Source organism: Cryobacterium sp. CG_9.6 (assembly GCF_029893365.1).
Lineage (GTDB): Bacteria > Actinomycetota > Actinomycetes > Actinomycetales > Microbacteriaceae > Cryobacterium.
In genome coordinates, this window is sequence record NZ_JARXUZ010000001.1 from 2034388 (window position 1) to 2057177 (window position 22790).

At 61.5% G+C, this 22790-nt stretch carries 25 protein-coding genes, 2 tRNA genes and 1 pseudogene; 4 read left to right on the top strand and 24 right to left on the bottom strand.

Annotated elements, in window-relative coordinates:
• Positions 1–38: 38 nt before the first annotated feature.
• The 6 genes and pseudogenes from H4V99_RS09320 to H4V99_RS09345 all read right to left on the bottom strand — a co-directional run bounded on the left by H4V99_RS09320 (position 39) and on the right by H4V99_RS09345 (position 4677).
• A complete protein-coding gene (locus H4V99_RS09320) occupies positions 39–1274 on the bottom strand; it encodes an MFS transporter (RefSeq protein WP_280677621.1) in 1236 nt (411 codons plus the stop codon).
• 9 nt (positions 1275–1283) lie between these two features.
• Positions 1284–2181: pseudogene (locus H4V99_RS09325) on the bottom strand (IS5 family transposase).
• 92 nt (positions 2182–2273) lie between these two features.
• A complete protein-coding gene (locus tag H4V99_RS09330; RefSeq protein ID WP_280677623.1) occupies positions 2274–2468 on the bottom strand; it encodes a hypothetical protein in 195 nt (64 codons plus the stop codon).
• A 220-nt stretch (positions 2469–2688) separates the two neighbouring features.
• Positions 2689–3096: a hypothetical protein gene (locus H4V99_RS09335; protein WP_280677626.1), complete on the bottom strand. Its 408-nt coding sequence runs from the start codon at positions 3094–3096 to the stop codon at positions 2689–2691.
• Positions 3093–3677 carry a nucleotidyltransferase domain-containing protein gene (locus tag H4V99_RS09340; protein WP_280677628.1) on the bottom strand — a complete coding sequence of 195 codons (585 nt, stop codon included), beginning with the start codon at positions 3675–3677 and terminating at the stop codon, positions 3093–3095. Before H4V99_RS09340 ends, H4V99_RS09335 begins: the two co-directional genes overlap by 4 nt.
• A 592-nt stretch (positions 3678–4269) precedes the next feature.
• On the bottom strand, positions 4270–4677 hold the full coding sequence (locus H4V99_RS09345) for a RidA family protein (RefSeq protein WP_280677630.1): 408 nt from the start codon (positions 4675–4677) through the stop codon (positions 4270–4272).
• A 52-nt stretch (positions 4678–4729) separates the two neighbouring features.
• Here H4V99_RS09345 and H4V99_RS09350 point away from each other — a divergent pair, with 52 nt between their 5' ends.
• From H4V99_RS09350 to H4V99_RS09360, 3 genes are all read left to right on the top strand, one after another.
• Complete coding sequence (locus tag H4V99_RS09350; protein ID WP_280677632.1) at positions 4730–5524, top strand: alpha/beta fold hydrolase; 795 nt, start codon at positions 4730–4732, stop codon at positions 5522–5524.
• Between the two features lie 362 nt (positions 5525–5886).
• The gene (locus tag H4V99_RS09355) at positions 5887–6462 is read left to right on the top strand and encodes a hypothetical protein (RefSeq protein ID WP_280677634.1); all 576 of its coding nucleotides are present in this window, start codon (positions 5887–5889) and stop codon (positions 6460–6462) included.
• A complete protein-coding gene (locus H4V99_RS09360; protein ID WP_280677636.1) occupies positions 6462–6782 on the top strand; it encodes a transcriptional regulator in 321 nt (106 codons plus the stop codon). Before H4V99_RS09355 ends, H4V99_RS09360 begins: the two co-directional genes overlap by 1 nt.
• Positions 6783–6897: 115 nt before the next feature.
• Here the strand turns inward: H4V99_RS09360 and H4V99_RS09365 are convergent, their stop codons facing one another.
• From H4V99_RS09365 to H4V99_RS09410, 10 genes are all read right to left on the bottom strand, one after another.
• Positions 6898–8022: a hypothetical protein gene (locus tag H4V99_RS09365; protein WP_280677638.1), complete on the bottom strand. Its 1125-nt coding sequence runs from the start codon at positions 8020–8022 to the stop codon at positions 6898–6900.
• Positions 8023–8323: 301 nt separating this feature from the next.
• Positions 8324–8665 carry a hypothetical protein gene (locus H4V99_RS09370; RefSeq protein WP_280677640.1) on the bottom strand — a complete coding sequence of 114 codons (342 nt, stop codon included), beginning with the start codon at positions 8663–8665 and terminating at the stop codon, positions 8324–8326.
• Positions 8666–9091: 426 nt separating this feature from the next.
• Entirely contained in the window at positions 9092–9607 is a 516-nt protein-coding gene (locus H4V99_RS09375; protein ID WP_280677642.1) for a GNAT family N-acetyltransferase, read from the bottom strand.
• A 12-nt stretch (positions 9608–9619) separates the two neighbouring features.
• Positions 9620–10276 (bottom strand): type A chloramphenicol O-acetyltransferase, encoded by a 657-nt coding sequence (gene catA / locus H4V99_RS09380; protein ID WP_280677644.1) that lies wholly within the window; start codon positions 10274–10276, stop codon positions 9620–9622.
• 233 nt (positions 10277–10509) lie between these two features.
• On the bottom strand, positions 10510–10770 hold the full coding sequence (locus H4V99_RS09385) for a helix-turn-helix domain-containing protein (protein ID WP_348522377.1): 261 nt from the start codon (positions 10768–10770) through the stop codon (positions 10510–10512).
• 159 nt (positions 10771–10929) lie between these two features.
• Complete coding sequence (locus H4V99_RS09390) at positions 10930–11067, bottom strand: hypothetical protein (RefSeq protein WP_280677646.1); 138 nt, start codon at positions 11065–11067, stop codon at positions 10930–10932.
• Positions 11068–11150: 83 nt separating this feature from the next.
• Positions 11151–11597, bottom strand: coding sequence for a cyanase (gene cynS, locus H4V99_RS09395; RefSeq protein ID WP_280677648.1), 447 nt, complete (start codon positions 11595–11597; stop codon positions 11151–11153).
• A gap of 254 nt (positions 11598–11851) precedes the next feature.
• Positions 11852–11925: transfer RNA gene (locus H4V99_RS09400), tRNA-Ile, on the bottom strand.
• A 24-nt stretch (positions 11926–11949) separates the two neighbouring features.
• Entirely contained in the window at positions 11950–13209 is a 1260-nt protein-coding gene (locus H4V99_RS09405) for a glycosyltransferase (protein ID WP_280677650.1), read from the bottom strand.
• A gap of 150 nt (positions 13210–13359) precedes the next feature.
• On the bottom strand, positions 13360–14274 hold the full coding sequence (locus tag H4V99_RS09410; protein WP_280677653.1) for a DMT family transporter: 915 nt from the start codon (positions 14272–14274) through the stop codon (positions 13360–13362).
• A gap of 40 nt (positions 14275–14314) precedes the next feature.
• Between H4V99_RS09410 and def the strand changes: the two genes are divergently transcribed.
• Entirely contained in the window at positions 14315–14902 is a 588-nt protein-coding gene (def, locus tag H4V99_RS09415; RefSeq protein ID WP_280677655.1) for a peptide deformylase, read from the top strand.
• 6 nt (positions 14903–14908) lie between these two features.
• On the opposite strand, the gene H4V99_RS09420 is transcribed toward def, so the two are convergent.
• From H4V99_RS09420 to H4V99_RS09455, 8 genes are all read right to left on the bottom strand, one after another.
• Entirely contained in the window at positions 14909–15214 is a 306-nt protein-coding gene (locus tag H4V99_RS09420; RefSeq protein WP_280677657.1) for an AzlD domain-containing protein, read from the bottom strand.
• Positions 15211–15957, bottom strand: coding sequence for an AzlC family ABC transporter permease (locus tag H4V99_RS09425; RefSeq protein WP_280677659.1), 747 nt, complete (start codon positions 15955–15957; stop codon positions 15211–15213). The genes H4V99_RS09420 and H4V99_RS09425 overlap by 4 nt, the downstream gene beginning before the upstream one ends.
• A gap of 68 nt (positions 15958–16025) precedes the next feature.
• Positions 16026–16098 (bottom strand) — tRNA-Asn (locus H4V99_RS09430).
• Between the two features lie 171 nt (positions 16099–16269).
• Positions 16270–17136 carry a dipeptide/oligopeptide/nickel ABC transporter ATP-binding protein gene (locus H4V99_RS09435; protein ID WP_280677661.1) on the bottom strand — a complete coding sequence of 289 codons (867 nt, stop codon included), beginning with the start codon at positions 17134–17136 and terminating at the stop codon, positions 16270–16272.
• A gap of 5 nt (positions 17137–17141) precedes the next feature.
• Complete coding sequence (locus H4V99_RS09440; protein WP_280677663.1) at positions 17142–18842, bottom strand: ABC transporter ATP-binding protein; 1701 nt, start codon at positions 18840–18842, stop codon at positions 17142–17144.
• Positions 18839–19930: an ABC transporter permease gene (locus H4V99_RS09445; RefSeq protein WP_280677666.1), complete on the bottom strand. Its 1092-nt coding sequence runs from the start codon at positions 19928–19930 to the stop codon at positions 18839–18841. Before H4V99_RS09445 ends, H4V99_RS09440 begins: the two co-directional genes overlap by 4 nt.
• A 2-nt stretch (positions 19931–19932) precedes the next feature.
• Complete coding sequence (locus tag H4V99_RS09450; protein ID WP_280677668.1) at positions 19933–21027, bottom strand: ABC transporter permease; 1095 nt, start codon at positions 21025–21027, stop codon at positions 19933–19935.
• A 97-nt stretch (positions 21028–21124) separates the two neighbouring features.
• The gene (locus tag H4V99_RS09455; protein WP_280677670.1) at positions 21125–22759 is read right to left on the bottom strand and encodes an ABC transporter substrate-binding protein; all 1635 of its coding nucleotides are present in this window, start codon (positions 22757–22759) and stop codon (positions 21125–21127) included.
• Between the last annotated feature and the right edge of the window lie 31 nt (positions 22760–22790).

The window sequence follows — 22790 nt, forward strand, 5'->3', positions numbered from 1 at the left end:
CAACGCGAGGACTCCTCCACTCATCGCGGTCGAAAGGCCTACTCGTTGCGCGCAGTTTCCAGTGCCACGTCCCGGTCAGATCCTGATTGCAGTTCAGATCGAAACAGCCACCAAACGATTGCGCCACAGCAGATGAAAAGGGCGCCGCTCGCCAGGAACGGCATGGACAAGGACAGCGACGACGCGAGGACCCCACCGAGGGCTGCTCCCACGGTGAGACCGATGAGGCCAAACACCTTGGACGATGCGTTGACCCGCCCTCGGAGGTGCTCAGGGACGAGACGCTGCCGAAGCGAACTCACGCAGATTGCCCACACAACGGAGTGCAGGATGTACGCGGCCAGGAGAGCCGCAGCCAGCCACGGAATCCGAACAAAGGCGAGCGAGAACATAGACGCAGCGCCGAGGCACAGACTCCCCACGATCGTCCGTCCATACCCCACACGTAAACGAAGTGGAGCCGTGATGATCGAGCCGACAAGACCACCAAGAGCTGATACGGCCAGAATCAGGCCATACCCGAGCGGACCAAGACCCAGGGTTTGCTGAGCGAACAGCACCAGAACGGAAAACGGCATCATGTACGCGACACTCGCGAGCCCGCCAACTACCGCCAGCCCGCTCAACAACCGGTGTCCGTGAAGCCAGCGGGCACCGTCCACGGCTTCACTAAACACGGATCGGCGAGGCGAGGCAAGGCCGGTGACGACACCCGGACGCGGGAGCGCGAGGAAGAAGAACCCGGCTGCTGCATAGAGGCCGCCAGCGGCCAGGACTGGAACCGCCACCCCGAGGGCAAACAGGAATCCGCCCAGCGGCGGACCTACGAATTCATCGGCGAGGAGTTGAGCCGCAGAGATACGGCTGTTCGCCTGGTCCAGTTTGCTAGCCGGAACGACCGACGGCAGGATCGATAGCGACGCGTTGTCCGCGGCGGTCTCCAAGATTCCGACGCCCGCGAGGACTACATACAGGAGCGGAACGGAGCCACAACCGATTGCGAACACGACCGCCATGATGATCAAGAGCGACGCCCGGCTGAAATTCGTGATCCACAGGATCGTGCGACGATCGAAACGGTCGACATAGACCCCGACCGGGACCACCACGAGCAACCGCACCGCCGAATACATGGCGGCGAGGCCGGCGATGAGAATGGGATCCGTTGTCAATGATGTTGCCAGCAGCGGTATCGCCACGAAAATCAAGCCGTCGCTCAGGTTACCGGCAGCGTTTCCCGCCCAAAGCTGCCTGAACCCTCTACCTAACGACACGAGCAAACCCTAGGGCGTGTCTCCCAACGCCTTGGCCCAGATGATTATGGCTCTAAGGACAACCCCGCCGCGGTAGGTGAGGGCGAGCTTGTCGTAGCGGGTGGCGATGCCACGCCACTGCTTGAGTGCCTCGAAACACCGCTCGATGACGTTGCGGCGTTTGTAGGACACCTTGTCAAAAGTGGGAGGGCGGCCGCCGGCTTGGCCACGTCGTTTCCGGTTGGCGACCTGGTTCGATCGTTCCGGGATCACGGCTTGAATGCCGCGGTCCCGGAGCATCTTCCGATTGGCTTTGGACGAATACGCTTTGTCACCCATCGCTCGATCCGGCGTCGTGCGGGGCCGACCCCCGGCGAGCCGAGGCACTCGCAGGCTCCCTAAGACTTCGGGGAACATCGGTGAGTCACCGCCCTGCCCCGGTCCCAGCAGAATTACCAACGGTCGAAGATTCGCGTCGCACAACGCGTGAATCTTCGTCGTCAATCCGCCGCGTGACCGGCCAATTGCGTGGTCAGCAGGCTCGGTGAGCAGATTCGTGTAGTTCTGAAGTTCCCCCTGTGGTGCGCGGGAGATTGGTGCCGTGCTGGTGGGCGCGGTTGACCGTGGAGTCCACGGACACCTCCCAATCAATCAGTCCAGCAGCGTCAGCCTGCGAGAGTAGCCGGGTCATAATGGCGTCCCACGTACCGTCGCCACTGAAACGTCGGTGGCGTTTCCAGACGGTCTGCCACGGACCGAACGATTCCGGCAGATCTCGCCAGGGAATTCCCGCCCGATACCGATAGATGATGCCTTCCAGAATGCGGCGGTGGTCTTGGAATGGACGACCCGGGCAATTCTTCGACGACGGCATCAACGGCTCGAGGCGAGCCCACTCACTGTCAGACAACACGGCAGCACGAGACATGGATTAAGTCTGTCAGACAGGCCCGGCAGCATTAAGAGACACGCCCTAGCTGCCCCGAGCTGCCAAGGCGTCACGATACGTGCCGATCAGTGTTACTTCTGCAAATGAGCGCTCATTGTTCGCTTCCGACGCAGCACAACGACAATCGCTCCCACGATGACGAGCAGGCCACCGCCCGCGCCCAGTAGGCCAAGCGGCACGCTCGTCGACACATACGCACCACTTGCGACCACGAATGCGACGTCGATCAAGGCCAGGACACCCTGGACGACTAATGTTGCCCGCATGAGCTGGCTCCTGAATCGCGCGGTTGAGGTTCACATGCGTGACAGCCCCGCACAGGATCATGCCGCCGGGCAGCGATTCCCCGCAGACGTTCCCCGAGTGCGTCAATTACACGCGTCGACCAATGGGCCGTCCAGCCAGCGTTCCGCGTCCTTCTGCGACCGGAGCCGCACGACGCTGGGAAGTCAGGCGCCGTGCAGGAATCCTCGGGGATGCCTGAAATTAGGAGACGAGGGTGGCCTCCATCTCGTCTACCAGCCGGCATGCGTATTTTAGGAGCTCGCCTGCCCTGGCCTCGGTGATGTGGCTCGTCCCATAGGAGGTGAGCGTCTTTGCTTCCAAGAGTCGACCCAGGTCCCGTGACGCGGTTCTCTTTTCGGGGAGCGCTTGGGTGAGGAGTGCGATGACCTGTTTGTGATCCTGACCGCTGGAGCGGTATCCGAGCTTGGAGCCGCAAATAGCATCGGCCGCGGCGATGCCGGCGTTGACGGCATTCAGCCCAGTCATATTGTTCGACGCCATCGGTCCCCCGGGCTCAAATCGAGCTTGAGGAGTCAGAAGAGAATCGCGGGCGTGTTCGGCACGGATTCGCACCTCCGCCGCCGTCATCTGCTTGATCCGCATATTCACGGTGCCTTTCTCATTCCCAGCATGCTGTTCCCAAAGACAACGATCCCCTCCGAAGCCAAGCTCCCGACGATCGGGTCTCCGTCGTCCTTCTGCCTAGTCAGAGACGATTCGGTTAGGTCATAGATCTGGGCCTCATTGCCAGTCCACAGTTGCACGTTGTCTCGGAGCCCAGTGACAAATTCGTCCCGGTCATCGAGTGCGACCTCATCGGAAAAGACGACGAGCAGGTCGACGTCGCTCATCTTGGTGGAGTCACCTCGTGCCACGGATCCGTAGAGAACAACCGTGACACCCTCAGGTGCGCTCGAGTCGGCGAATGCTGCAACACGCCTGTTCAGCTCCTGGCGCGCGTTCATCGCGATCTCAACAGCTGGCCAGAGTAGGTGCGACCTGTTGGCAGAGTACATAGTCGCATGGGGCGCTGGAACCGAAATAACCAGACCGATGTCGAGGAGCCGGAGAAGAGACAATCGCACGTTAGCGGGCGTCCCAGTCCCCGCAAGACGGGCGATCTGTCGACCAGTGAGCTCGGCGCCGGCCTTGGCGACGACGCGGAGCGTCACGGCGTCTAGGCCAGTCATAAACGAGGCGAGTGGAGCAGATAAGTCCACGGAAGACCTACTTCGCTAGGTTATATTGCAAGACGATTCGCTTGTATTGTCCAGAGACACACATGTATTGCACCGCAATGCAATCATCTGAGGATCCTGCCACCACCCCGGGCGATGTTCCCGCAAGCTGCCGGGTTCGGTTTATGGCCACGTGGCTCCGGAAGTTTCGCAGGCCGACGAGAGCCGGCTCGAAAAGTGTGCGTTAGACGTTCCGCTCGCGGATTCCCACCCAGGCACCGTTTCGAGGCGTACTTCAAGGTCAGCAGAAGCGATATAGATACGGCAGCGGGGAGCTCCACTCCAGCGGATGTCGTTGGCCAAGACATCCGCCTTGACCACTCACCGGTCCGCAGATCGCAGGGACGCGAACGTACTGGCGATTTGATTCGTCAGTGTGGTCATAGGTGTCGCGCACAAATGGCTGGATACTCCGATTCAGCGAATGGGATCCGCGACGAGGTGCGAGAACCGTGGCCCACCCCTCTTCCGATGATAAAAGGGCGGGCTGCCACCGCAACGATCTGACGCCTTATGTGCCGAGGGTTGCTGCAGGATTCCGTAATCAGTCGATGACGGCAGCGACAGCTTCGATCTCGACGAGCTGATCCGTGTATCCGAGTACGGTCACTCCCATGAGCGTGCTCGGTGCATCGTGTGCACCGAAGGCCGCACGAACGACATCCCAAACGTCAACCAAGTCACTTTGCTTGGAAGAGGCCACCAGAACTCGAGTACTCACGACATCGTCCAGTTGAGCTCCTGCAGCCATTAGGGCTATCCGGAGATTCTCCATCGCTTTGCGTGCCTGCGCTGGGTAATCCCCCACTCCAGCTGTGCTGCCATCACGGTTCAAGGGGCAGGCTCCTGCCAGGAAGATTAAGCGAGCCTCCGCCGGAGCCGTTGCGGCGTAGGCATACTGCACGACATCGGAAAGTTCATGGGAGCGAATGAGGGTAACGGCAAGAGGCATGCCCTCAGCATATTCAGGACCCAGCAGCTTGGTCCTTCACTAGTGTTACAGCATGGATTGTGTAAGGAAGACGCTCGCCACCGCAGACGGCGTACTGATTTCTTATATGGTCCTCGACGGGAGGGAGCCAGCCGTCGTGATCGTCCATGGCCTGGCCGGAAGCGGACGCGAGTTTTTACCCACTGCGCGCGCGTTGAGCGGACGCAAGGTCCTTCTTATCGATCAGCGTGGCCACGGCTTCAGCACGCAGTTACCGGAGGACACGTCCCGTGCGGCCTTCGTCGACGACATCGTTCGTATCCTTGCGGTGGAAGCTCTCGGAGCAGTCGACCTCGTGGGCCATTCCATGGGTGCACACACTGTCATGCTCGTCGCGGCTGAACATCCTGATCTCGTGCGTCGGCTTGTTCTCCTCGAGGCGAACGAGGGCAGCGGGTCAAAAGAAGACCACGCTGCTTTGGGTGACTACTTTCGCTCGTGGGAGATTCCTTTCCCTAGCCGGAAGATGGCCAGCGATACCCTCGGGGACGGACCGCTGGCCCACGCGTGGGCAGCAGATCTAGACGAGCGCACGGACGGTTTCTACCCGAAGTTTGATCCGGATGTGATGGTCGCGACAATCGATGCTGTTTCCGTCCCGCGATGGAAAGAATGGGGACTAGTCACCGCCCCAACACTCGTCGTGTACGCCGATCACGGCATGTTCACCGAAGAGCAGAAGGCAACGTTCATCCATCACGGTGCAAACGTCTGGCGAGTGGACCTCACCAGCGCATCGCACGACGCGCACCTCGACGCTTTCGATCAGTGGATTGCGAGCCTGAACCGTTTCATCAGCGTTGACTGACGGGCAGGTGAGCACTCACCTGCGCAGAAGGTAACGGGCGAGGCGAGCAACGACTTTCTTGTGAAATTCTCATCGACGCGCCACTCGTCACATAACCCCACCGCCTCGCATTTCATATGTTCACCGTCACTGAGCATCCGAAGTTCGCAGTTGAACTGCACAGACCACCGCGTGGTGCACCTCGGCGTCGAGGCGGCACCTCCTTACTCATTAAATCCTGTGTACCTAGTCGTGGTTGACGGAGCACGCCAAGAGGAGGCCCCAGGAGGTGATTTGGTACCCCCGCCTGGAACGTTGACTTGCTCTGCAGTGCAGAGTAAGTTGCTCTGTAACGCAGAGTAAGTTCTGGATTGGAGCTCAGCATGACAACACTTGAAGCATTAGAAACGAAAGTGCGCGCGACTCGACGGGTGTCTTCGATTCCGCTCATCGTCAGTGGCGTCGGGACAATCGTCGCAGCATCCGCTTCCCTGCTGGGAGACCTCGATTTTGCCCTGGGCTTCGTGATCGCCCCCGGCACCGCGTTCGTTCTCTGGGCCGTGATGAAGGCGACCGCAACGCGCGCGGGTCTGGGAATGGGGCGCGAACGTTACGGTTTGATCGCCCTGATAATCGCGGCCGCCTCGCTCCTTCCCGTGATTTCATGGCTTCTTGGGCCAGCATTTCTCATTGGGATCCTCCTCCTTACCGTCGGTTGGCGAGCGGAAGACCGGCGGCAGTGGGGTAGCGGTTTACTGGTCGCAGCGGCCTCCCCTCTGCTGGGATATTCCTTCATCCAGAATCAGGTCTACGTCCTTGAGCGCGCCGTTACTGGATGGTATTGGTTTACGGATATGACCGTCGATCACGTCGTCCTCGCGGTCATAGGCCTCGCCCTTGCAGCGTTGGGGATTCGTGAAGCTCGCCGCGAAAACGCGCTTCTTCGGCAGCGCTCCTAGTGAGCCCACCCAACGAGGACAATCCCTTTGACCTCAACGAGACAATTCATCAGCGATCACGGCTTGGGATCATGACTGTGCTAAGCGAGGCGGGAGAGGCTGACTTCACATTCCTCAAAGACAGCCTCGACCTCACCGACGGCAACCTCGGCCGGCATCTCGAAGTCCTTGCCAGAGCCGGTTTTATCTCAACTCGGCGCGGGTACGACGGACGACGAAGCCGCAGCTGGGTGCGACTGACCACTCAAGGATCCACCGCTCTCCAGATTGAGATCAACGCACTCCGAACAATTATCAATCGAGCGGATGAGACGAGTTGAGCACTTTCCAGCCCTCCTGCTCAACGACCAATCGCTATCGGCTCCGGCCGCCACTGAGAGCAGGAACCCGAGCGTTGTGAACCGCGTTTCAAACGTCTGAGATCTTGCGGCCCGATTACTTCAGAGTGGAGGCCACATAACCGGCAAGCTCAAGGACCTTGCCCGGATCAGGAGCGCTGACCGGGTTTTGCCCGTCGATGAACGTGCCCAGCCTCACCCAGGCGTCACCGACGACGAAGTCGACCGAACACGCCGAGATCGCGCCGACAGGGCACACAAGGTAGGACTGCTCAGTCACGCCGGCAACACTGACCGCTTCGTGGTTGTCCCACACGCCGCGCTCTACCTCAGCCGCACTCAGCGCCCACGCTCCGTGGGGCAGCATTTCCAGGTTGGCCAGCATCGCGTCAGAACCCGACGGCCCCACCATGCACCGCGTCACGCCAGCGAGCGTCGCCGCTCCGGTCATGACGCTCCAACCGCCGCCGTTATAGATGGAATACCCGGGCAGTTCGGCCGCCTCGAACACGGACTGCACCGTCTCAGCGGGAAGAATGACGTCACAATCGGTGCGCGCATCGATCGCAGCCGTCGGGGCCACGTTATTTGCGGCCACGGACATCCGTGAGGTTATCGCCGTCAGGACCGGCGCGACGATGGCCGTGACGTCGGCGTCTGCGGCCGGTTCGGCGACGGCCACACCGTCGACGAACACATCGATCCACGCGTCACCCACAACAATGTTGGACGTGCAGAGGCGGATGCTCCCCACACACCTCGTACTAGAGGTGTCTCCGAAGGCCGGAGAGTCGTCGAGCGGATCATCCCCCGTATGCCGTTCTAGCTGCGCAGCGTTGGCATCCGGAAGCACCTGCACGGTCAGTTCCTGATACGCCCGATTGGCAACACCGCCAACGGGCACGTCATCATTTCCCCACGTACAACTCACACCGCCCGTATTCTGCACGGCGTACTTCACCGGAGACAGCGACGGCAACCAATTCGTCCGTGGCTGATAGTTGGTGGGACCAAAAACTGCCTCGAGTTCGCCGGCTGTGACCAGGTCGGCGCACACCACGTCAAACCGCGATGCCGGCGCCGACGAGAGTTCCGCCGTTGGTGAGGCAGGCGATGGGGCGACGGAATTCGACGGTGGCGGTGACGGAGCGACGCATCCCGTCAACGCAAGAAGTAGAACGACCCCTGAGACCACAAATGGAACAACACTGTTTTTCCCCATGGGTGCAACGTATCAACACAGGGGGTCTCCCTGCGAATGACTGGTGGCGATAGTTCTGCCAGTTGTTACCGAAAAGCCTGCCTGCCACTTGAAGAGTCGGCGCGCGGCGCGACATCTGCTTGCCTTCTCAAAACCGATCTGAGTCGTCACCGATGAGTTCTTCTCGCGGCCGACGTCTTATGAGCTCCGCCGCTGCGGCCGCTACGGGGAACGTCTGGGAACCAACCGGTCAGCAAGGAAGGAGGAATTTATTATCGGGCAGTTAGCTGACCCCGTTTCATCGCCTCGTCTGCGACGGCGGTCAGGTTTTCGCCGCACGCACCAAAGCAGATGTCCGCACAGCGACGGCGGCAAGCAACGCCGTCAGGCTGGCAGTCGCCAGCCCGGTCACGAACCATCCTGGTGAGACGGCCAAGCGCTCACCGGACGAATTTTCGTAACGACATTCCAGCCCCAGAGGCCACAACTGGAAATTCCCGGTGGCTCCTCGTTCACGTACGGCACCGTTGGGCAAAATCTGTGCCATGACACATTGGTAATCCGGACTGCGCGCCGCATACACAGCCGCCACGACAGGGAGCCCACATACAGCGGCGAGCGCGAGGAGAACGATCGCCAGCCGACTGCTCAGGATCGGGCTCATAGTCCGATCCAACCACATTGCCAGGATCAGCCGGTGAGCGCAGCGATGTCTCCGCCGTAGGTGCCACATTGAAGGATCAGCTTGCTGCACACCGCCCACCGTTTCACGATGCGCCCGAGTACATCAAATCCGCTCGATCACGAGGAGCAAAGTTTGCGGTGAAATCTCGCTCATTGGGTATCCATACATCTCGCCAAAGCGCGCCATGAGTTCTGCCGAGCAGCGCGTCTCTGGGCATGCCTTGCTGAGCTAACGCTGCCAGACCGACGTCGCACCATATCGTTGTGTCGATGGCGCAGAGCGCTTCGGGGTGAAAGAGACCGAGCAGGTCCACGATTAATATCTCCGCGGCGGGGGTTGGTTCCGCGTCTCTCAACTGGAACGCGTTCGCGACGTCTCAAGAGACAACACTCACGACAGGTTCCTTCAGTTCAGCTCGGCCACCATCTGAATTCGGCGGCCATACTTTGTCAGGCCAAGCCGAAGTTCCGATTCGATCAGCTTCGAATGAAACGCCGTCGTAGCGTCAACTTCAATAAAACCAGCACGGGTATAAAACGGCGCATTCCACGGAATGTCGGCATAGGTGCGGAGGGTCAACAGCCGGTAGCCTCGCCGCCTTGCCTCGTTCATGGCCGCATCGAGGAGAGCTCGGCCATAACCACGGCAACCGTATTCGGGCAACACGGACAGCTGCTCCAGGTGAACGTGGCCAGCCGCCTCGATCACGTGCACAAAGCCCACGAGCGTCGCTGAGGTGACCTCGCCCACGAGGAGATAGCCCTGACCGGATGCCCGCGAAGCCCCGGTCGGCGCAGCCTCCCAGCCTTTCGGCTCCAATCGTTCGATGAACCGCCTGTCGGCGCGGTTTTCCATCGACTCGATGGAATCGAAATCGAGCGGCCCCGCGGGACGGATGCGTAATGGTGTGTGGGCGAGCATCTGAAGCGCTCCCTACGCGGACAGCCAAGAAGGCTGGGAGAAGAGATCTTGCAACTCCTGAACGAGGCGTGCCGTGTGGAAACCATCAGCCGCCGCGTGGTGCACCTGAACAGCGAGAGGCATGAGCGTTCTCCCGTTGACTTGTTTGTACCGGCCCACGGTGAAAATCGGGAGAAGATGCTTCCAACCATCACGGATCTGCAAACTAAAACCGGTGAATGACGTCCACGGGATGCTGGATACGTCGAAAGCATTCGGGGGCATGTCCGACTGTGGCTGGAACGCGGTGGCATTTCGGTGCGTCGCTATAACGTCTGAAGCCTGCTCGTGAAACGTGGAGAAGTCCGCGTGAAACGGAGACCAGACACTGGCGAACGTTTCACGGTCGCGGTTGAAGACCGTGAAGGCGGGATGCACCACGTCCCACGTTCCTGGCGCGGTGTCGTGGACCAGGGTCATCCGAAACTCCGGATGACGATTCACGACTGAGGCGATGGCCCAAATCTGAGCAAGATAGGTTTGCCGCGGCGACCGACGAAGTTCAGCAGTGAGCTCCGTGACGTCCAGATCGATCGTGATCGAATACGTGCATTCCACGCGTGTGAGGTAATGCTCAAAGTGCTCACGCCGGGGCCACGTATCCAGATCAATCTCTCGCGGTGAAACCATGCCTCGAGCCTACGGCCCACCGTGCCGACAAGATTTTGCGACATCGCCAGAATTCACAGCCCCGTCCACGCGGAGGAATTGCGATGTGACGTCTAGCGCTCGGGCGGCGCCAGGCAACTCCAACCCACGTATTTCGCGTTGATAGGCCTCTTTGGTCCCCTGCGTGCGGTCCACATCGAGCATCACGTCCTCCAACCACGCCGTAACGAGATCCGTGAATGGCGAACTCGCATTCATCGAGTCGCTAGTGCCACCAGCTCATGCAGCCGCTCAAGCCAATAAGGAACATCGGAGACGCGGTAGCGGATCTCCCGTCCAACCCGAATGCCGAAGGGACCTCGCCCATCGGTGCGCAGATCGTAAATGGCCAGTACATGCACGCCGAGATAGTCGGCGAGCTCACTTGTGGTGAGGACGGGCTCAAGTTCGAGCCTCAGAAGTCGTTGTTTATCCAGAACCCGTAGGTATTCGAGGCCACCCCAGGCGACTCGAATCGGATCGTAGTGATCTCGACAAGCTCGATCAGCGAGGGGGCGGTGCGATCAGCGAGGGGGTGGCTCGGACAAGAAACCTTGATCAGATCAATTTACAGTCGGGCAACTGGGACGTGAACCAAGGACCGACGGGTTGCACAGGGGACGAGTGAGACCGGATCACGCGCGGATCGTGGTTGCGTCCATGTCCAACCATTGGACAGCCTCGAAGAAGCAGTTGCCGGTCCACCAGTTGGCACAGCTGCCGGACGCGCCGGTTCCGACCGTGAGCACGATCAGCGTGGCGTACACGTGCACACCCAGACACCCGGTGAGTTCAGTGGTCGCTGCATTGCTGAGTGATTATTTGAGTACTGCCTGCTCCCGCGAGGGCAGGCTTCTTACCAGCGGTAGTCGAGGAACTTTCCGTCAAAGGTCACCACCACCCGATCGCCGTCGGGATCGGGGCGGCGGGCAACGTCGATCGAGAAATTGATCGCGCTCATGATTCCGTCTCCGAACTCCTCGTGGATCAGCTCCTTGAGCGCCGGCCCGTACACGGAGATGGCTTCGTGGAAGCGATAGATCGTGGGGTCGGCGGCGGTTGCAGGGTCGCTCCCGCGATAGGGCTGATCCTGCAGGGCTGTCACGACGTTCTCGTCGAGCTCGAGCAGTTCAGCGGCGCGCCGTGCCTGCTTAGTGCTCAACGGGTGCTGGCCCAGAAGCGCTGCGGTAGTCCAGACCGGCGCAGCATCCAGTTCGGTTGCCAGCTCGGCCCAGGTCAGGCCCGCTCGGATGCGCGCGGCACGCACGATTGCTCCTGCTTCGTTCTTGGTGAGGGGGTGCATGGATGTGTTCCCTTTTACTTGGTACTGAATGGCTTTGAACTTAGGTGGTTTCCGTTGGGCATTACTGTCGCTACAGATGTCGCACACGATGGAGGCGGCATCCGCTCACCGCCGGCGATGTCAACTGCAGTGCTCCCTCTTGATGTCGAGGGTTCAGTTTGCTCCGCACCACATCAAACGGTGAATAAACGGTGAGTGCATCAAGTCTTGCCCTTTTGGTTGGGACAAGAAACCTGATCACATGTAATTAACAGTAGGGCGACTGGGACTTGAACCCAGGACCGACGGGTTATGAGCCCGGTGCTCTAACCAGCTGAGCTACCGCCCCGGACGTTCGGCCATTCCACAGATTTCAGTCCGTGGCACGAGTCGAAGCGCCGTTGGTGACCGTGTCGGTCACCGGTTCACCACGATACAGGCATTCGAAGGTGTTCAAGGTGCGGCGGATGTCGTGTGCCTCGATTAACCGCAGCGACTCGCGTTTGAAGGCCTCCAGCTTGTCCGGGGAGAGACTGAGCAGACGTGTGATCTTATCTGCGAGGTCCTGCGCATCACCCGGCCGGAAAAGATAGCCGTTCTCCTGATCGTGCACGAGATGTGGGAGTGCCATGGCATCAGCGGCCACCACGGGCAAACCCGAGGCCATGGCCTCCATCGTGGCAATGCTCTGCAGCTCAGCGATGGACGGCATCGCAAACAGAGTGGCGCGGGAGTACGTGGCCCGAAGCTCCTCGTCGGTGACGTATCCGGTGAACGTGACGTTGGCGCTGATGCCCAGTGTTGCCGCCAGGTGCTCAAGGGTGCGTCTCTGATCGCCACCGCCCACGATTTCGATCTGCGCACGCAGGGTCGGGTCTAGAAGAGCCGCGGCCTGCAGGAGCACGTCAATCTGCTTCTCACTCGTGACGCGTCCCACGAAAAGAATTCGATTCTCCGTGCGCGGTTCGAAGTTGGGAGAGTAGTTATCCGCATCGATGCCACAGGAAATGGCAAGCACACCGGTGAGCCCGGTGTACTTCTCGAGAAACTGTGCAGCACGCCGGGTTGGCGTGGTGACAGCCGCAGCCCGACCGAATGTTCGATGGGCAGCCCGCCAGGCGGCCTTAATCACCCGGTCTTGGAAGCCGACCGGTATTAGCGAGAACTTCACCATGTTCTCGGGCATGACGTGATTCGTGCCGATAATTCGGATTCCGCGCTTCTTCGCCTCGATGGTGACACCGCGACCCATGTTGATGTGCGACTGAAAGTGCACCACATCCGGACGGAAACTGTCTAGAATCTGCCGGCTCTCACGCCGCACAATCCAGGGCAGGGCGAATCGCAGCCACTCATGCGGATACCAGCGCCAACTGTGCAGGCGATGCACCGTCATGGGTTGACCCTCATGCATTTCGGTCCATGTACCGAATTTACGGGTCGGGGACGGAGCCATGATCTGCACCTCGTGGCCGCGGGACACGAGTCCGGCCGCCAGTCGCTCCGCGAACTTGGCAGCGCCATTCACATCGGGTGCGAAAGTATCAGCGGCAATCAGCACGCGGATCGGCTTCTGTGCCTGCGGTGCAACTTCCGATGCCGAGTTGCTCTGCACGTCGGTTGAATCTGACAAGAGGCGAGGTCCCTACGTTGTGTGCCGGGGATCTTCGTCCGGCGAGAAAAGTTATCTGTCGGCTGTGATGAGATGTCTTAGCGCTTTATTCTAAACCGATTGGTCAATCTGGGGGTTTGCGTTACGGGCGCGCCCCGATTCTTTCCACCATCAGCGATCGAGCTGCGGATGGTATCTGGCCAGCAAAAACACGCCCCAAATGGCGACCACGCCGGCGATCGCAAAGGGGATCGCCGCCCAGGCTGGAGCCTGCGATGTCTCCCCCAACACCACGATTCCAATTCCCACGGCCACCAACGGGTCGATCACGGTCAGTCCGGCAATCACCAGGTCCGGGGGCCCGGAAGAGTAGGCATTTTGCACAAAATAACCGCCGAGGGCGGCGGCGAGCCCGAGTCCCAACACGCACAGCACCGTCAACCATTCAAAATCACCAAACCTGACCCGGTTGATCACCACCTTGGCGAGCGTTGCCACGAAGCCGTACAGCACGCCCGCGCCGATGATGTAGAAAATGGCCTGAAAGCGAGATCGCAAGAGCGCGAAGGCGACTCCGAAGATCACCAAGACAATGGCGAGCACGGTGAGAATCGTGATCAGATTCGCATCGGTCACCGGCTTGTCCACGGCTGTGAATGCGGCCACGGTGACGAACAGGCCCACACCCCCGACACACATGGCGATGGCCACCTTCGACCCATGGTTGAGCGGTATGCGCGTGAGGCGGGAGTTGAGAATGGCCGTGATCACCAAAGCAACCGCACCCAGCGGCTGCACCACAATGATGGGCGCAAACCCCAGACTGGTCAGCTGAAACACGATAGCCAGGCCGAGCATGAGGGTACCGAACACCCACGACGGCCGACTGAGGAGCAGCATCAGCTGTCGAGGATTCAGCCCACTCGTAGCTTCCACGGTTGTTGCTTCAACCTTGTTGACCCCGCGGTGCTGAAACTGCGCCCCCAACGAAAGAAAGATCGCGCCTATCAGGGCCAACGGTATTCCGATGGCCTGCCGCGGATCAATTGTGATTTCCGCCGCCAGATCTGTCAGGTCCGTGGTCACCACATGACCTTACCCAGATCTTTGCCGATATTCTTGAGGAATGGCCGTACGCGCAATAGTAATTTCAGGTGACCCCGTTCTGCATTCCCCCGCAGCTCCCGTTGTCGAATTCGACGACGAGCTGCGTCTGTTGGTGCACGACATGTTCGAAACAATGGATGCCGCCCCCGGCGTCGGCCTCGCCGCCACGCAGGTGGGCGTAGGCCTTCGCATCTTCACGTATAACTTTCAGGACGATGATGACGTCACCTGGCGTGGCGTGGCGATCAACCCGGAACTCTGGATCACCCCCGTGCCCGCCGGCGTGACACAGACCGATGACGAGGACGAGGAAGACCTTGACGACGAGGAGGGCTGTTTGTCCTTCCCCGGTGAACGTTTTCCCCTACGACGCGCCGAGTCCGCCATCTTGCGGGCCATCGACCTCGATCAGAAGCCCTTTGAAATCCGTGCCGATGGGTGGCTGGCGCGCATCTTCCAGCACGAATTCGACCACCTCGACGGCACCCTGTACGTCGACCGTCTCGAACACATCTATCTCAAAATGGCACGCAAGGTCAGCCGCAAGCGCAGCTGGGGTCAACCCGGACTCAGCTGGCTGCCCGGCATTGACAACCTTGAGGGCTAACCAGCCCTAGAGGAAAGCGCGGATTGCCGCAGCCACCACGGCTGCGGCAAGCACCACAACAATGAAAGGCACCTTGAGCCAGAACAGGAGTGCGGCCACGAGCACGGCCGGCACCCGGGCATCAAGGACAATCGCCTGACCCGTTCCGAGGGTCTGCACGGCAATCAGTGCCGCGAGTAGCGCCACCGTGAGTAGATCCGCGATGCGGGCCGGCGCCGGACGACTGAGCACCCGCACCGGCACGAGATAGCCGGCGAACTTGATCGCCAAAACAGCGATGGAGGCGGCGATCACGATCTGCCAGATCGTCACGAGTGCATCTCCACGGCCGGCGCCACGTCCGCGGGTCGTGCAAACCAGTTGAACCAGCCCACGATCACGGCCACGAGCGCCGCCACGAGCACGGGAAGTCCCGGTGTCAGCCAGGGCGTGCTGATCGTCGCGACCAAAAAGGCCAGCACGGCTACGAGGATCGGCTGCAGATGCTTCAGTCGCGGCCACAACAGCCCCACAAACGCAGCGGCTGCGGCAGCGTCCAGTCCGAAGGCGCGGGTGTCCCCCATCGCATCACCGATCAGCGCACCCAGCAGGGTGGTGAGGTTCCACCCGATGAACACAGCCAGGCCCGTGACCCAGAAACCGGTCCGCCGGCTTCGTGGCGTCGGTTGGGCCAGGCCCACGGCCGTGGACTCGTCAATCGTGAGCCACGCCGCCGCCGTTCTTTTCCACCAGCCCCGGCCAACGATCGGGGAGGTGCGGATGCCGTAAATTCCGTTCCGCACGCCAAGGAGCGCGGCACCGGCAATGGCCGCCGGACCCGCCGCCGCGCCGCCCGCCGCCAGCACGCCCACGAGGGCAAATTGCGATCCGCCAGAAAACATCACCAGGCTGATAAAACTGGTCTGGAGGATCGACAGGCCGGCCGCGACCGAGAGGGCACCAAAGGAAATCCCGTACGCCGCGGTGGCGAGCCCCACCGCGATACCGCTCCGCACGGCAATCCGGCGATTCTGGCGCTCCACGATCTCACCAGGGCCATCATCGGTCGAGGTCATACTTCCCGCTTTCACGAAACCCTTAAACAAAAAAGGCCACCCGGGGTGGAGCCCTGAGTGACCTTTCGCTCCCCGACTTGGACTCGAACCAAGAACCTGCGCATTAACAGTGCGCTGCTCTGCCAATTGAGCTATCGAGGACTACCTGCGCCTTACCAACCGGCGCAGCTTTACTACTCTACCAAGTGGGTGGACCTCCGCAACGCCAATCGCGTGCCCGGTGCCCCCCCGATCGGCCCGGCTGCCCCCAAAACACCAGCTTTTCGCCCGCGCCTCGGTGCACCGGGTATGCCCACCTCGGGCGTGTCGCCGCTACACCGAATCGACATCACCACTGGGATCGGAGGCCGCCGCGGGGTTATCCGCTGCAAGCGCCGCAGCCAGCTCGGCCACATACGGATGCCACGGGTCGTGAAACACCTCGTCGATCGTGCCGAGACCCACGAGAACGCCTTGATGCATCACGCCGATTCGGTTCGCAACCCGACGAAGAACGGCGAGGTCGTGGCTAATGACCAGTGCCGAGAAGGCGCGCTCCCGCTGCAGCTCCCCAATGAGGTCCACCACGGCGTTTCGCACCAGAACGTCAACACCGGCCGTGGGCTCATCGGCAATCAGGAGGCTCGGACCGAAAATCAGGGCACGGGCCAGAGCCGTCCGCTGACGCTGACCGCTCGACAACTCGTACGGGTACTTCGCGAGCGCCGCCAGCGGCAACCGCACGGCGTCAACCATGGTGGCCACGCGGGTGTCCAGCGCACGCCGGTTATACCGCCGATCGCGCTCCAGCACGGGCTCAGCAACGATCTCGGCAACCGTCAGGGTGGAGGGCAGCGTCTCGGCGGCATCCTGAGCCAGCATCCCCACACCGAACGTGAGACGGCGCAACTGGCGCCGACTGATGCGGCGCAGCGGAAAACCGAGCACGGTCGCCTCACCCCCGGTGATTTGGGGTCGAAGCCCGCCGACATCAGACGACGACGCCGTGCCCGAGAGCACGCGCGCGAGTGTGCTCTTGCCCGACCCGCTCTCCCCCAGCAAGCCCACGACCTCCCCGTGCGCGATGCGCAGGTTGAGCCCGTGCACGGCCACGAAGGCCGGGCTGGCACCATGCGGCGCATACTCGATGGTGAGATCGCTCGTCACAATGGGCAGAACGGATGCCGCGCCAGGTGTCATGCGCTCTATCCTGCCGCACGCAGGCTGCGAAGTCTCTCCCTGCGCTCGGCCTGCTCGCGCGGGTCCGGCACCGGCAGGGAGGCCAACAGTCGCTGTGTGTACGGATCCTGAGGCGCGCCGAGCACCTCCGCGCCGGTTCCCTCCTCCACGAGCTTGCCTTTGTACAAAACGGCAATCCGGTCGGCGAGAATGTCAACCACGGCCAGGTCGTGACTGATGAACAGCGCCGCGAACCCAAACTCGCGTTGCAGCTCCGCGAAGAGCTCCAGAACCTTCGCCTGCACCGACACGTCGAGCGCACTCGTGGGCTCATCGGCGATCAGCAGAGTGGGTTCGAGGGCTAGCGCCCGTGCCAGACTGGCGCGCTGTCGCTGCCCGCCACTCAGCTCGTGGGGAAAACGGTCGCCGAACCCGCGTGGCAGCTGCACGGCTTCCAGGAGTTCGTTCACCCGCTTGCGAGCTGCAACGGCATTCTTGGCCCGGCCATGCACAATGAGCGGCTCGGCAACGCACTCCGCAATGGTGAGCAGCGGATTGAAGCTCGACGCCGGGTCCTGAAAGACAAACCCAATGTCACTGCGGGCACTCTTGAACTGTCGTTCCTTGAACCCGTTCATCTCGTGCCCCAGCACCGTGAGCGAGCCATCGGTCACCCGGGTCAGTCCCGCCATGGCCCGGCCGATCGTGGTCTTACCGGAGCCGCTCTCGCCCACGAGGCCCAGCACTTCTCCGGAGCGGATGACGAAGCTCACGCCATCCACAGCGGTGAAACCCGGTCGTCCCAAACGTCCCGGATACTGAATCTTGAGATTATCGGCCACCACAACGGGGACGCTCGACGCCCAGCTGGAGTCACGAGCCAGCGCGCGGGCAGATGCCCGTTCCGTTCCCTGACCCACGTGCGGCACCGCTCCCAGCAAACGCTTGGTGTAGTCGTGCTGGGGGTTGCTGAACAGGTCCTGGGCGTTGGCTTCTTCCACGACCTTGCCCTCATACATGACCGCCACCCGATCAGCCAGGTCGGCCACCACGCCCATGTTGTGGGTGATCAGCACGATTGCGGTGCCGAATTCGTCACGGCACCGCCGCAGCAGGTCGAGGATCTCGGCCTGCACGGTCACGTCGAGAGCCGTGGTCGGCTCGTCGGCAACGATGAGGCCCGGGTCCAGGACGAGCGCCATGGCAATGACCACCCGCTGCTTCTGACCGCCCGAAAATTGGTGTGGGTAGTAGTCGATGCGGGACTCCGGATCGGGAATCCCCACACGGCCAAGAATTTCGATGGCCTTCGCCCGCGCTTCTTTGCGGGTGAACTGGCCGTGGGCTCGAATCCCCTCGGCAATTTGCCACCCCACCGTGTAGACGGGATTTAGCGCGGTTGACGGTTCCTGAAAGACCATGGAGACATCGGTTCCCCGCAGCTGACGGAGCTTCTGAGGTGTCACGGACAGGATGTCGTTGGAGCTGGACCCGTCCTTGCTGCTCAGGATGACGGCGCCATGGGCGACGGCCGTTTCCGGGAGCAGGCCCAGAATAGTTTTCGCGGTGACTGTTTTGCCGCTGCCGCTTTCCCCCACAATGGCGAGAACCTCGCCCGGGGCAACGCGCAGACTCACGCCATCGACGGCCTTCACGGCTCCGCCGTCCGTTGCGAAGGTCACATTGAGGTTGCTGATGGTGACAACGTCTGTCGAATTGCTGCTCATGATTTGACCTCAAAGCCGTCGTCAGTCATCGGTGCGGATGTTTCGAGCCCAGCGAGTCCGCCGGGTCCCGCTGTGAGCGTTCCCCCGGGAACGACCGAGGTTTCGGCCACGAGTCCGGCGTTCTTGCCGGGTCGGCGCCGGCTGCGCAGCCGCGGGTCGGCGAGGTCATTCAGGCTCTCGCCCACGAGAGTGACGCCCAGAACGACCAGCACAATGGCCAGGCCCGGGAACAGACTTGTCCACCAGATGCCGCTAGTCACGTCGGACAGGCTCTTGTTGAGGTCATAACCCCACTCGGCGGCTGCAGAGGGTTCAATACCGAAACCGATGAACCCGAGGCCGGCAAGGGTGAGAACGGCTTCCGAGGCGTTCAGGGTGAAGATGAGGGGCAGGGTACGGGTGGCGTTTCGCAGCACGTGACGGAACATGATGCGTCCGTTACTGGCGCCCAGAACGCGGGCCGATTCCACGTAGGCTTCGGCCTTGATCCGCACGGTCTCGGCACGAATCACCCGAAAGTACTGGGGAATGAACACCACCGTGATGGAGATCGCGGCGGCAAGAATACCGCCGATCAGATCGGAGCGTCCGCCCGAGATGACAATAGCCATCACGATGGCGAGCAGGAGGGTCGGGAAGGCGTAGACGGCATCGCAGATGACCACGAGCACCCGGTCGAGCCAGCCACCGAAGTATCCGGAAACGAGGCCAAGAGCAACACCGGCAAACAGTGACAGGGTGACGGCCACGATGATCACGATGATGGCGGTCTGTGATCCCCAAATGACACGGGAGAGCACATCGTATCCGCCCACGGTCGTGCCCAGTGGGTGGATACCGCTGGGTGGCTGCTGGGAGCCGAATGCGCCATCGGCATCGCGCAGCTGGCTGAAGCCGTACGGCGCGAGGACGGGCGCAAAGATGGCGGTGAGGATGAAGACGGCGGTGATCACCAGTCCGACCACGAGCATCCCCCGTTGCAGCCCAATGCTTTGCCGCAGCTGGTGCACGATGGGAAGGCGGGTCCAGGCCGGAGACTTGGGAGCGTGGGTGTCGCTGGCAGGCGTGGGTGTGGTTTCCGTTGTCATGATCAGTACCGCACTCTCGGGTCGATGAGCGCGGCAATGACGTCCACGATGAAGTTAGACAGCGCCACGATGACGGCCAGCAGCGCCACAATGCCCTGCACCGCCACGAAGTCGCGGGCCTTGATGAATTCGATGAGCATAAAGCCGAGACCCTTCCATTCGAAGGTCGTTTCGGTGAGAACGGCGCCACCGAGGAGGAGGGCCACCTGCAGCCCGATAACGGTGATGATGGGGATCAGCGCGGGCCGGTAGGCGTGCTTGCGTACCAGTCGGAACTCGTTGACACCGCGGGAGCGTGCCGCATCAACGTAGTCGGTGCCCAGGGTCCCAATCACGTTTGTGCGCACGAGCCGAAGGAAGATGCCGGCGGTCAGGAGCCCGAGAGCGAGGGACGGAAGAACGGCGTGCGCGAGAACGTCAGCGAGAACAGCGGGGTCACCGGTCTGGAGGGCGTCAATAGTGTACAAACCGGTTTTGTTCGGGAGGAGCTGCATCTGCAGCTCGGACCCCGTGGTGGCCCGACCAGCCACCGGGAGCACCTTCAGCCAGACAGCGAAGACGAGCTTGAGCAACAGACCGGCGAAGAAGACGGGGGTGGCGTAGCAGAGGATAGCGAAAACGCGGAGGAAGGCATCTGGTGCCCGGTCTCGCCAATAAGCGGCCACCATACCGAGGGGAATTCCCACGATGAACGCGACGACGAGAGAATACGTCACCAGTTCCAGCGTGGCGGAGCCGTAGGTGAAGAGCACCTCAGCGACCGGTCGGTTCGTGCTGATCGTGGTGCCGAAATTACCGGTGAACACCTGCCCCAGGTACTCCACATACTGCACGAAGATGGGGCGGTCGTAGCCGGCGGCCTGAATGCGCTCGGCCAACTGCTCCGGGCCGAGGCGCCCGCCGAGCGCGGCGGTGATCGGGTCACCGGTCGTGCGCATCAGCCAGAACACCATGGAGACCAGGATGAAGATGGTGGGAAAGATGAGCACGAACCGCACCAGCAAGTAGCGGCCGATACCTCCCCCCGGCGTAGTTTTCTTCTTCTTAGACGCACGCCCAGCCACCGGGGCCGAGGGCTTCATCGCCACACTGGTCATTACTACCTCACAATTGCACAAGAATCGGGGGTGTTCAGCATAATTGCGCTGAACACCCCCGGCGATCTAACTGGAGAAGACTCTAGTCTCTGTTCGACTAGCCCTTGACAAGCGCGCCGTAGCGGAACTTGAACGAGGGATCAAGGGTGTCTTGCGTACCCGTGATGTCCGTTCCCGTCACCGCAACCTGCGCACCCTGAAGCAGCGGCACGGTCGACAGCTGTGTGGCGACCTTGTCCTGGATCTCCTCGATCAGCGCGGTGCGCTGTTCGGGGTCGGCGGTGACGGCCTGCTCGAGGATCAGTGCGTCAACAGCGGTGTCGCTGTAGTGGTTCTTCAGGAAGCCACCCTCGAGGAAGAACGGCGTCAGGTAGTTGTCGGCGTCCGAGTAGTCCGGGAACCAGCCGAGCTGGTACGCGGGGTAGACATCCGTCGTACGGTCCTTCGCGTACTGAACCCACTCGGTGGTCTGCAGGTTGACCGTGAAGAGTCCCGACGCTTCCAGCTGGTCCTTGACCAGGGCGTACTCGTCAGCTGACGATGGGCCGTAGTGGTCATTGCTGTACTGGAGGTTCAGCTCAACCACACCGGTCACGCCGGCAGCCGCGAGGGTTGCCTGTGCCTTCTCAACGTCGGGGGCTCCCGCGCCGTCGCCGTAGAGACCCTTGAGCGCTTCATTGGCTCCGGTCAGTCCGGCCGGAACGTAGGAGTAGAGGGGCGTGTACGTGCCCTTGTACACCTGGGTGGCGATTTCCTCGCGGTCGACAAGGTCGGCGACTGCGGCACGCACGGCCAGGGCCTTCGCGGGATCTGCGTCTGCCGTCGTGGTGCCGAAGGGCTGAGTGTTGAAGTTGAAGGTGATGTAGCGAATCTCGCCACCGGGCCCATCAACGACCGAGACGTTCGAGTTGCCCCGAAGGTCATCGATGTCGGTGGCCGACAGGCTGCGCCACGCGACGTCAATGTTTCCTTCCTGCACGTCAAGCTTCAGGTTGGAGGAATCCGTGTAGTACTTCACGTTCACGACGTCGGTCTTTGCCGGGCCGAGGAGGCCCTCATAGCCCTCATACGCCTTGTAGGAGAGCAGGTTGTTGAAGTCGTAGCTCACCAGCTCGTACTGGCCGGCGAACGCCTTGGCCGCGACGATGTCGTTGTCCGGTGTCAGGGCGTCGGCGGAGAAGGACTCTTCATCAACGATGGGGCCGGCCGGGCTCGAGAGAATCTGAGCGAAGACCTGATCGTCCGCCGCCTTCAGGTTGAAGACAACCGTGGTGTCATCAACAGCATCGGTGCTGTCCAGGTTATACAGCAGAGAGGAGGGGCCGTTGTCCGCTGCAATCGCCAGCTGGCGGTCGAAGCTGAACTTCACGTCGGATGCGGTGAGATCGTTACCGTTTGCCCACTTCAAATCGGGCTTCAGGGTCACGGTGTACTCCGTCGGCGAGGTGAACTCAGCCGACGCCGCGATATCCGGTTCGACATCGGGGCTGCCGTACGGCGTGTTCATCAGGAACGGAAAGACCTGAGTCTGCACGGCGAAGGAACCCGCATCGTAGGAACCCGCGGGGTCGAGGGTGGTGATCTTGTCGGTGGTGCCGATCGTGATGGTGCCGCCAGTTGCCGCGGTATCGCCGCCGCCGCCGGCCGAGCAACCAGCGAGAACGAGCGCCGCGACTGCAAAGCCAGCGGTGGCAGCGAGAGCGCGCTTGCCGTTAGTGAATGCGGATGTCATATCCGTCGTCCTCTTCCTGTTGGGAGAACCG

Coding starts and splice junctions, on each gene's coding strand:
- H4V99_RS09330 (WP_280677623.1), bottom strand. CDS start 2,468: ATGCGGGCAACATTAGTCGTCCAGGGTGTCCTGGCCTTGATCGACGTC.
- H4V99_RS09340 (WP_280677628.1), bottom strand. CDS start 3,677: ATGACTGGCCTAGACGCCGTGACGCTCCGCGTCGTCGCCAAGGCCGGC.
- H4V99_RS09345 (WP_280677630.1), bottom strand. CDS start 4,677: ATGCCTCTTGCCGTTACCCTCATTCGCTCCCATGAACTTTCCGATGTC.
- H4V99_RS09350 (WP_280677632.1), top strand. CDS start 4,730: ATGGATTGTGTAAGGAAGACGCTCGCCACCGCAGACGGCGTACTGATT.
- H4V99_RS09355 (WP_280677634.1), top strand. CDS start 5,887: ATGACAACACTTGAAGCATTAGAAACGAAAGTGCGCGCGACTCGACGG.
- H4V99_RS09365 (WP_280677638.1), bottom strand. CDS start 8,022: ATGGGGAAAAACAGTGTTGTTCCATTTGTGGTCTCAGGGGTCGTTCTA.
- H4V99_RS09370 (WP_280677640.1), bottom strand. CDS start 8,665: ATGAGCCCGATCCTGAGCAGTCGGCTGGCGATCGTTCTCCTCGCGCTC.
- H4V99_RS09375 (WP_280677642.1), bottom strand. CDS start 9,607: ATGCTCGCCCACACACCATTACGCATCCGTCCCGCGGGGCCGCTCGAT.
- catA (WP_280677644.1), bottom strand. CDS start 10,276: ATGGTTTCACCGCGAGAGATTGATCTGGATACGTGGCCCCGGCGTGAG.
- cynS (WP_280677648.1), bottom strand. CDS start 11,597: ATGCACCCCCTCACCAAGAACGAAGCAGGAGCAATCGTGCGTGCCGCG.
- def (WP_280677655.1), top strand. CDS start 14,315: ATGGCCGTACGCGCAATAGTAATTTCAGGTGACCCCGTTCTGCATTCC.
- H4V99_RS09425 (WP_280677659.1), bottom strand. CDS start 15,957: ATGACCTCGACCGATGATGGCCCTGGTGAGATCGTGGAGCGCCAGAAT.
- H4V99_RS09435 (WP_280677661.1), bottom strand. CDS start 17,136: ATGACACCTGGCGCGGCATCCGTTCTGCCCATTGTGACGAGCGATCTC.
- H4V99_RS09440 (WP_280677663.1), bottom strand. CDS start 18,842: ATGAGCAGCAATTCGACAGACGTTGTCACCATCAGCAACCTCAATGTG.
- H4V99_RS09445 (WP_280677666.1), bottom strand. CDS start 19,930: ATGACAACGGAAACCACACCCACGCCTGCCAGCGACACCCACGCTCCC.
- H4V99_RS09450 (WP_280677668.1), bottom strand. CDS start 21,027: ATGACCAGTGTGGCGATGAAGCCCTCGGCCCCGGTGGCTGGGCGTGCG.
- H4V99_RS09455 (WP_280677670.1), bottom strand. CDS start 22,759: ATGACATCCGCATTCACTAACGGCAAGCGCGCTCTCGCTGCCACCGCT.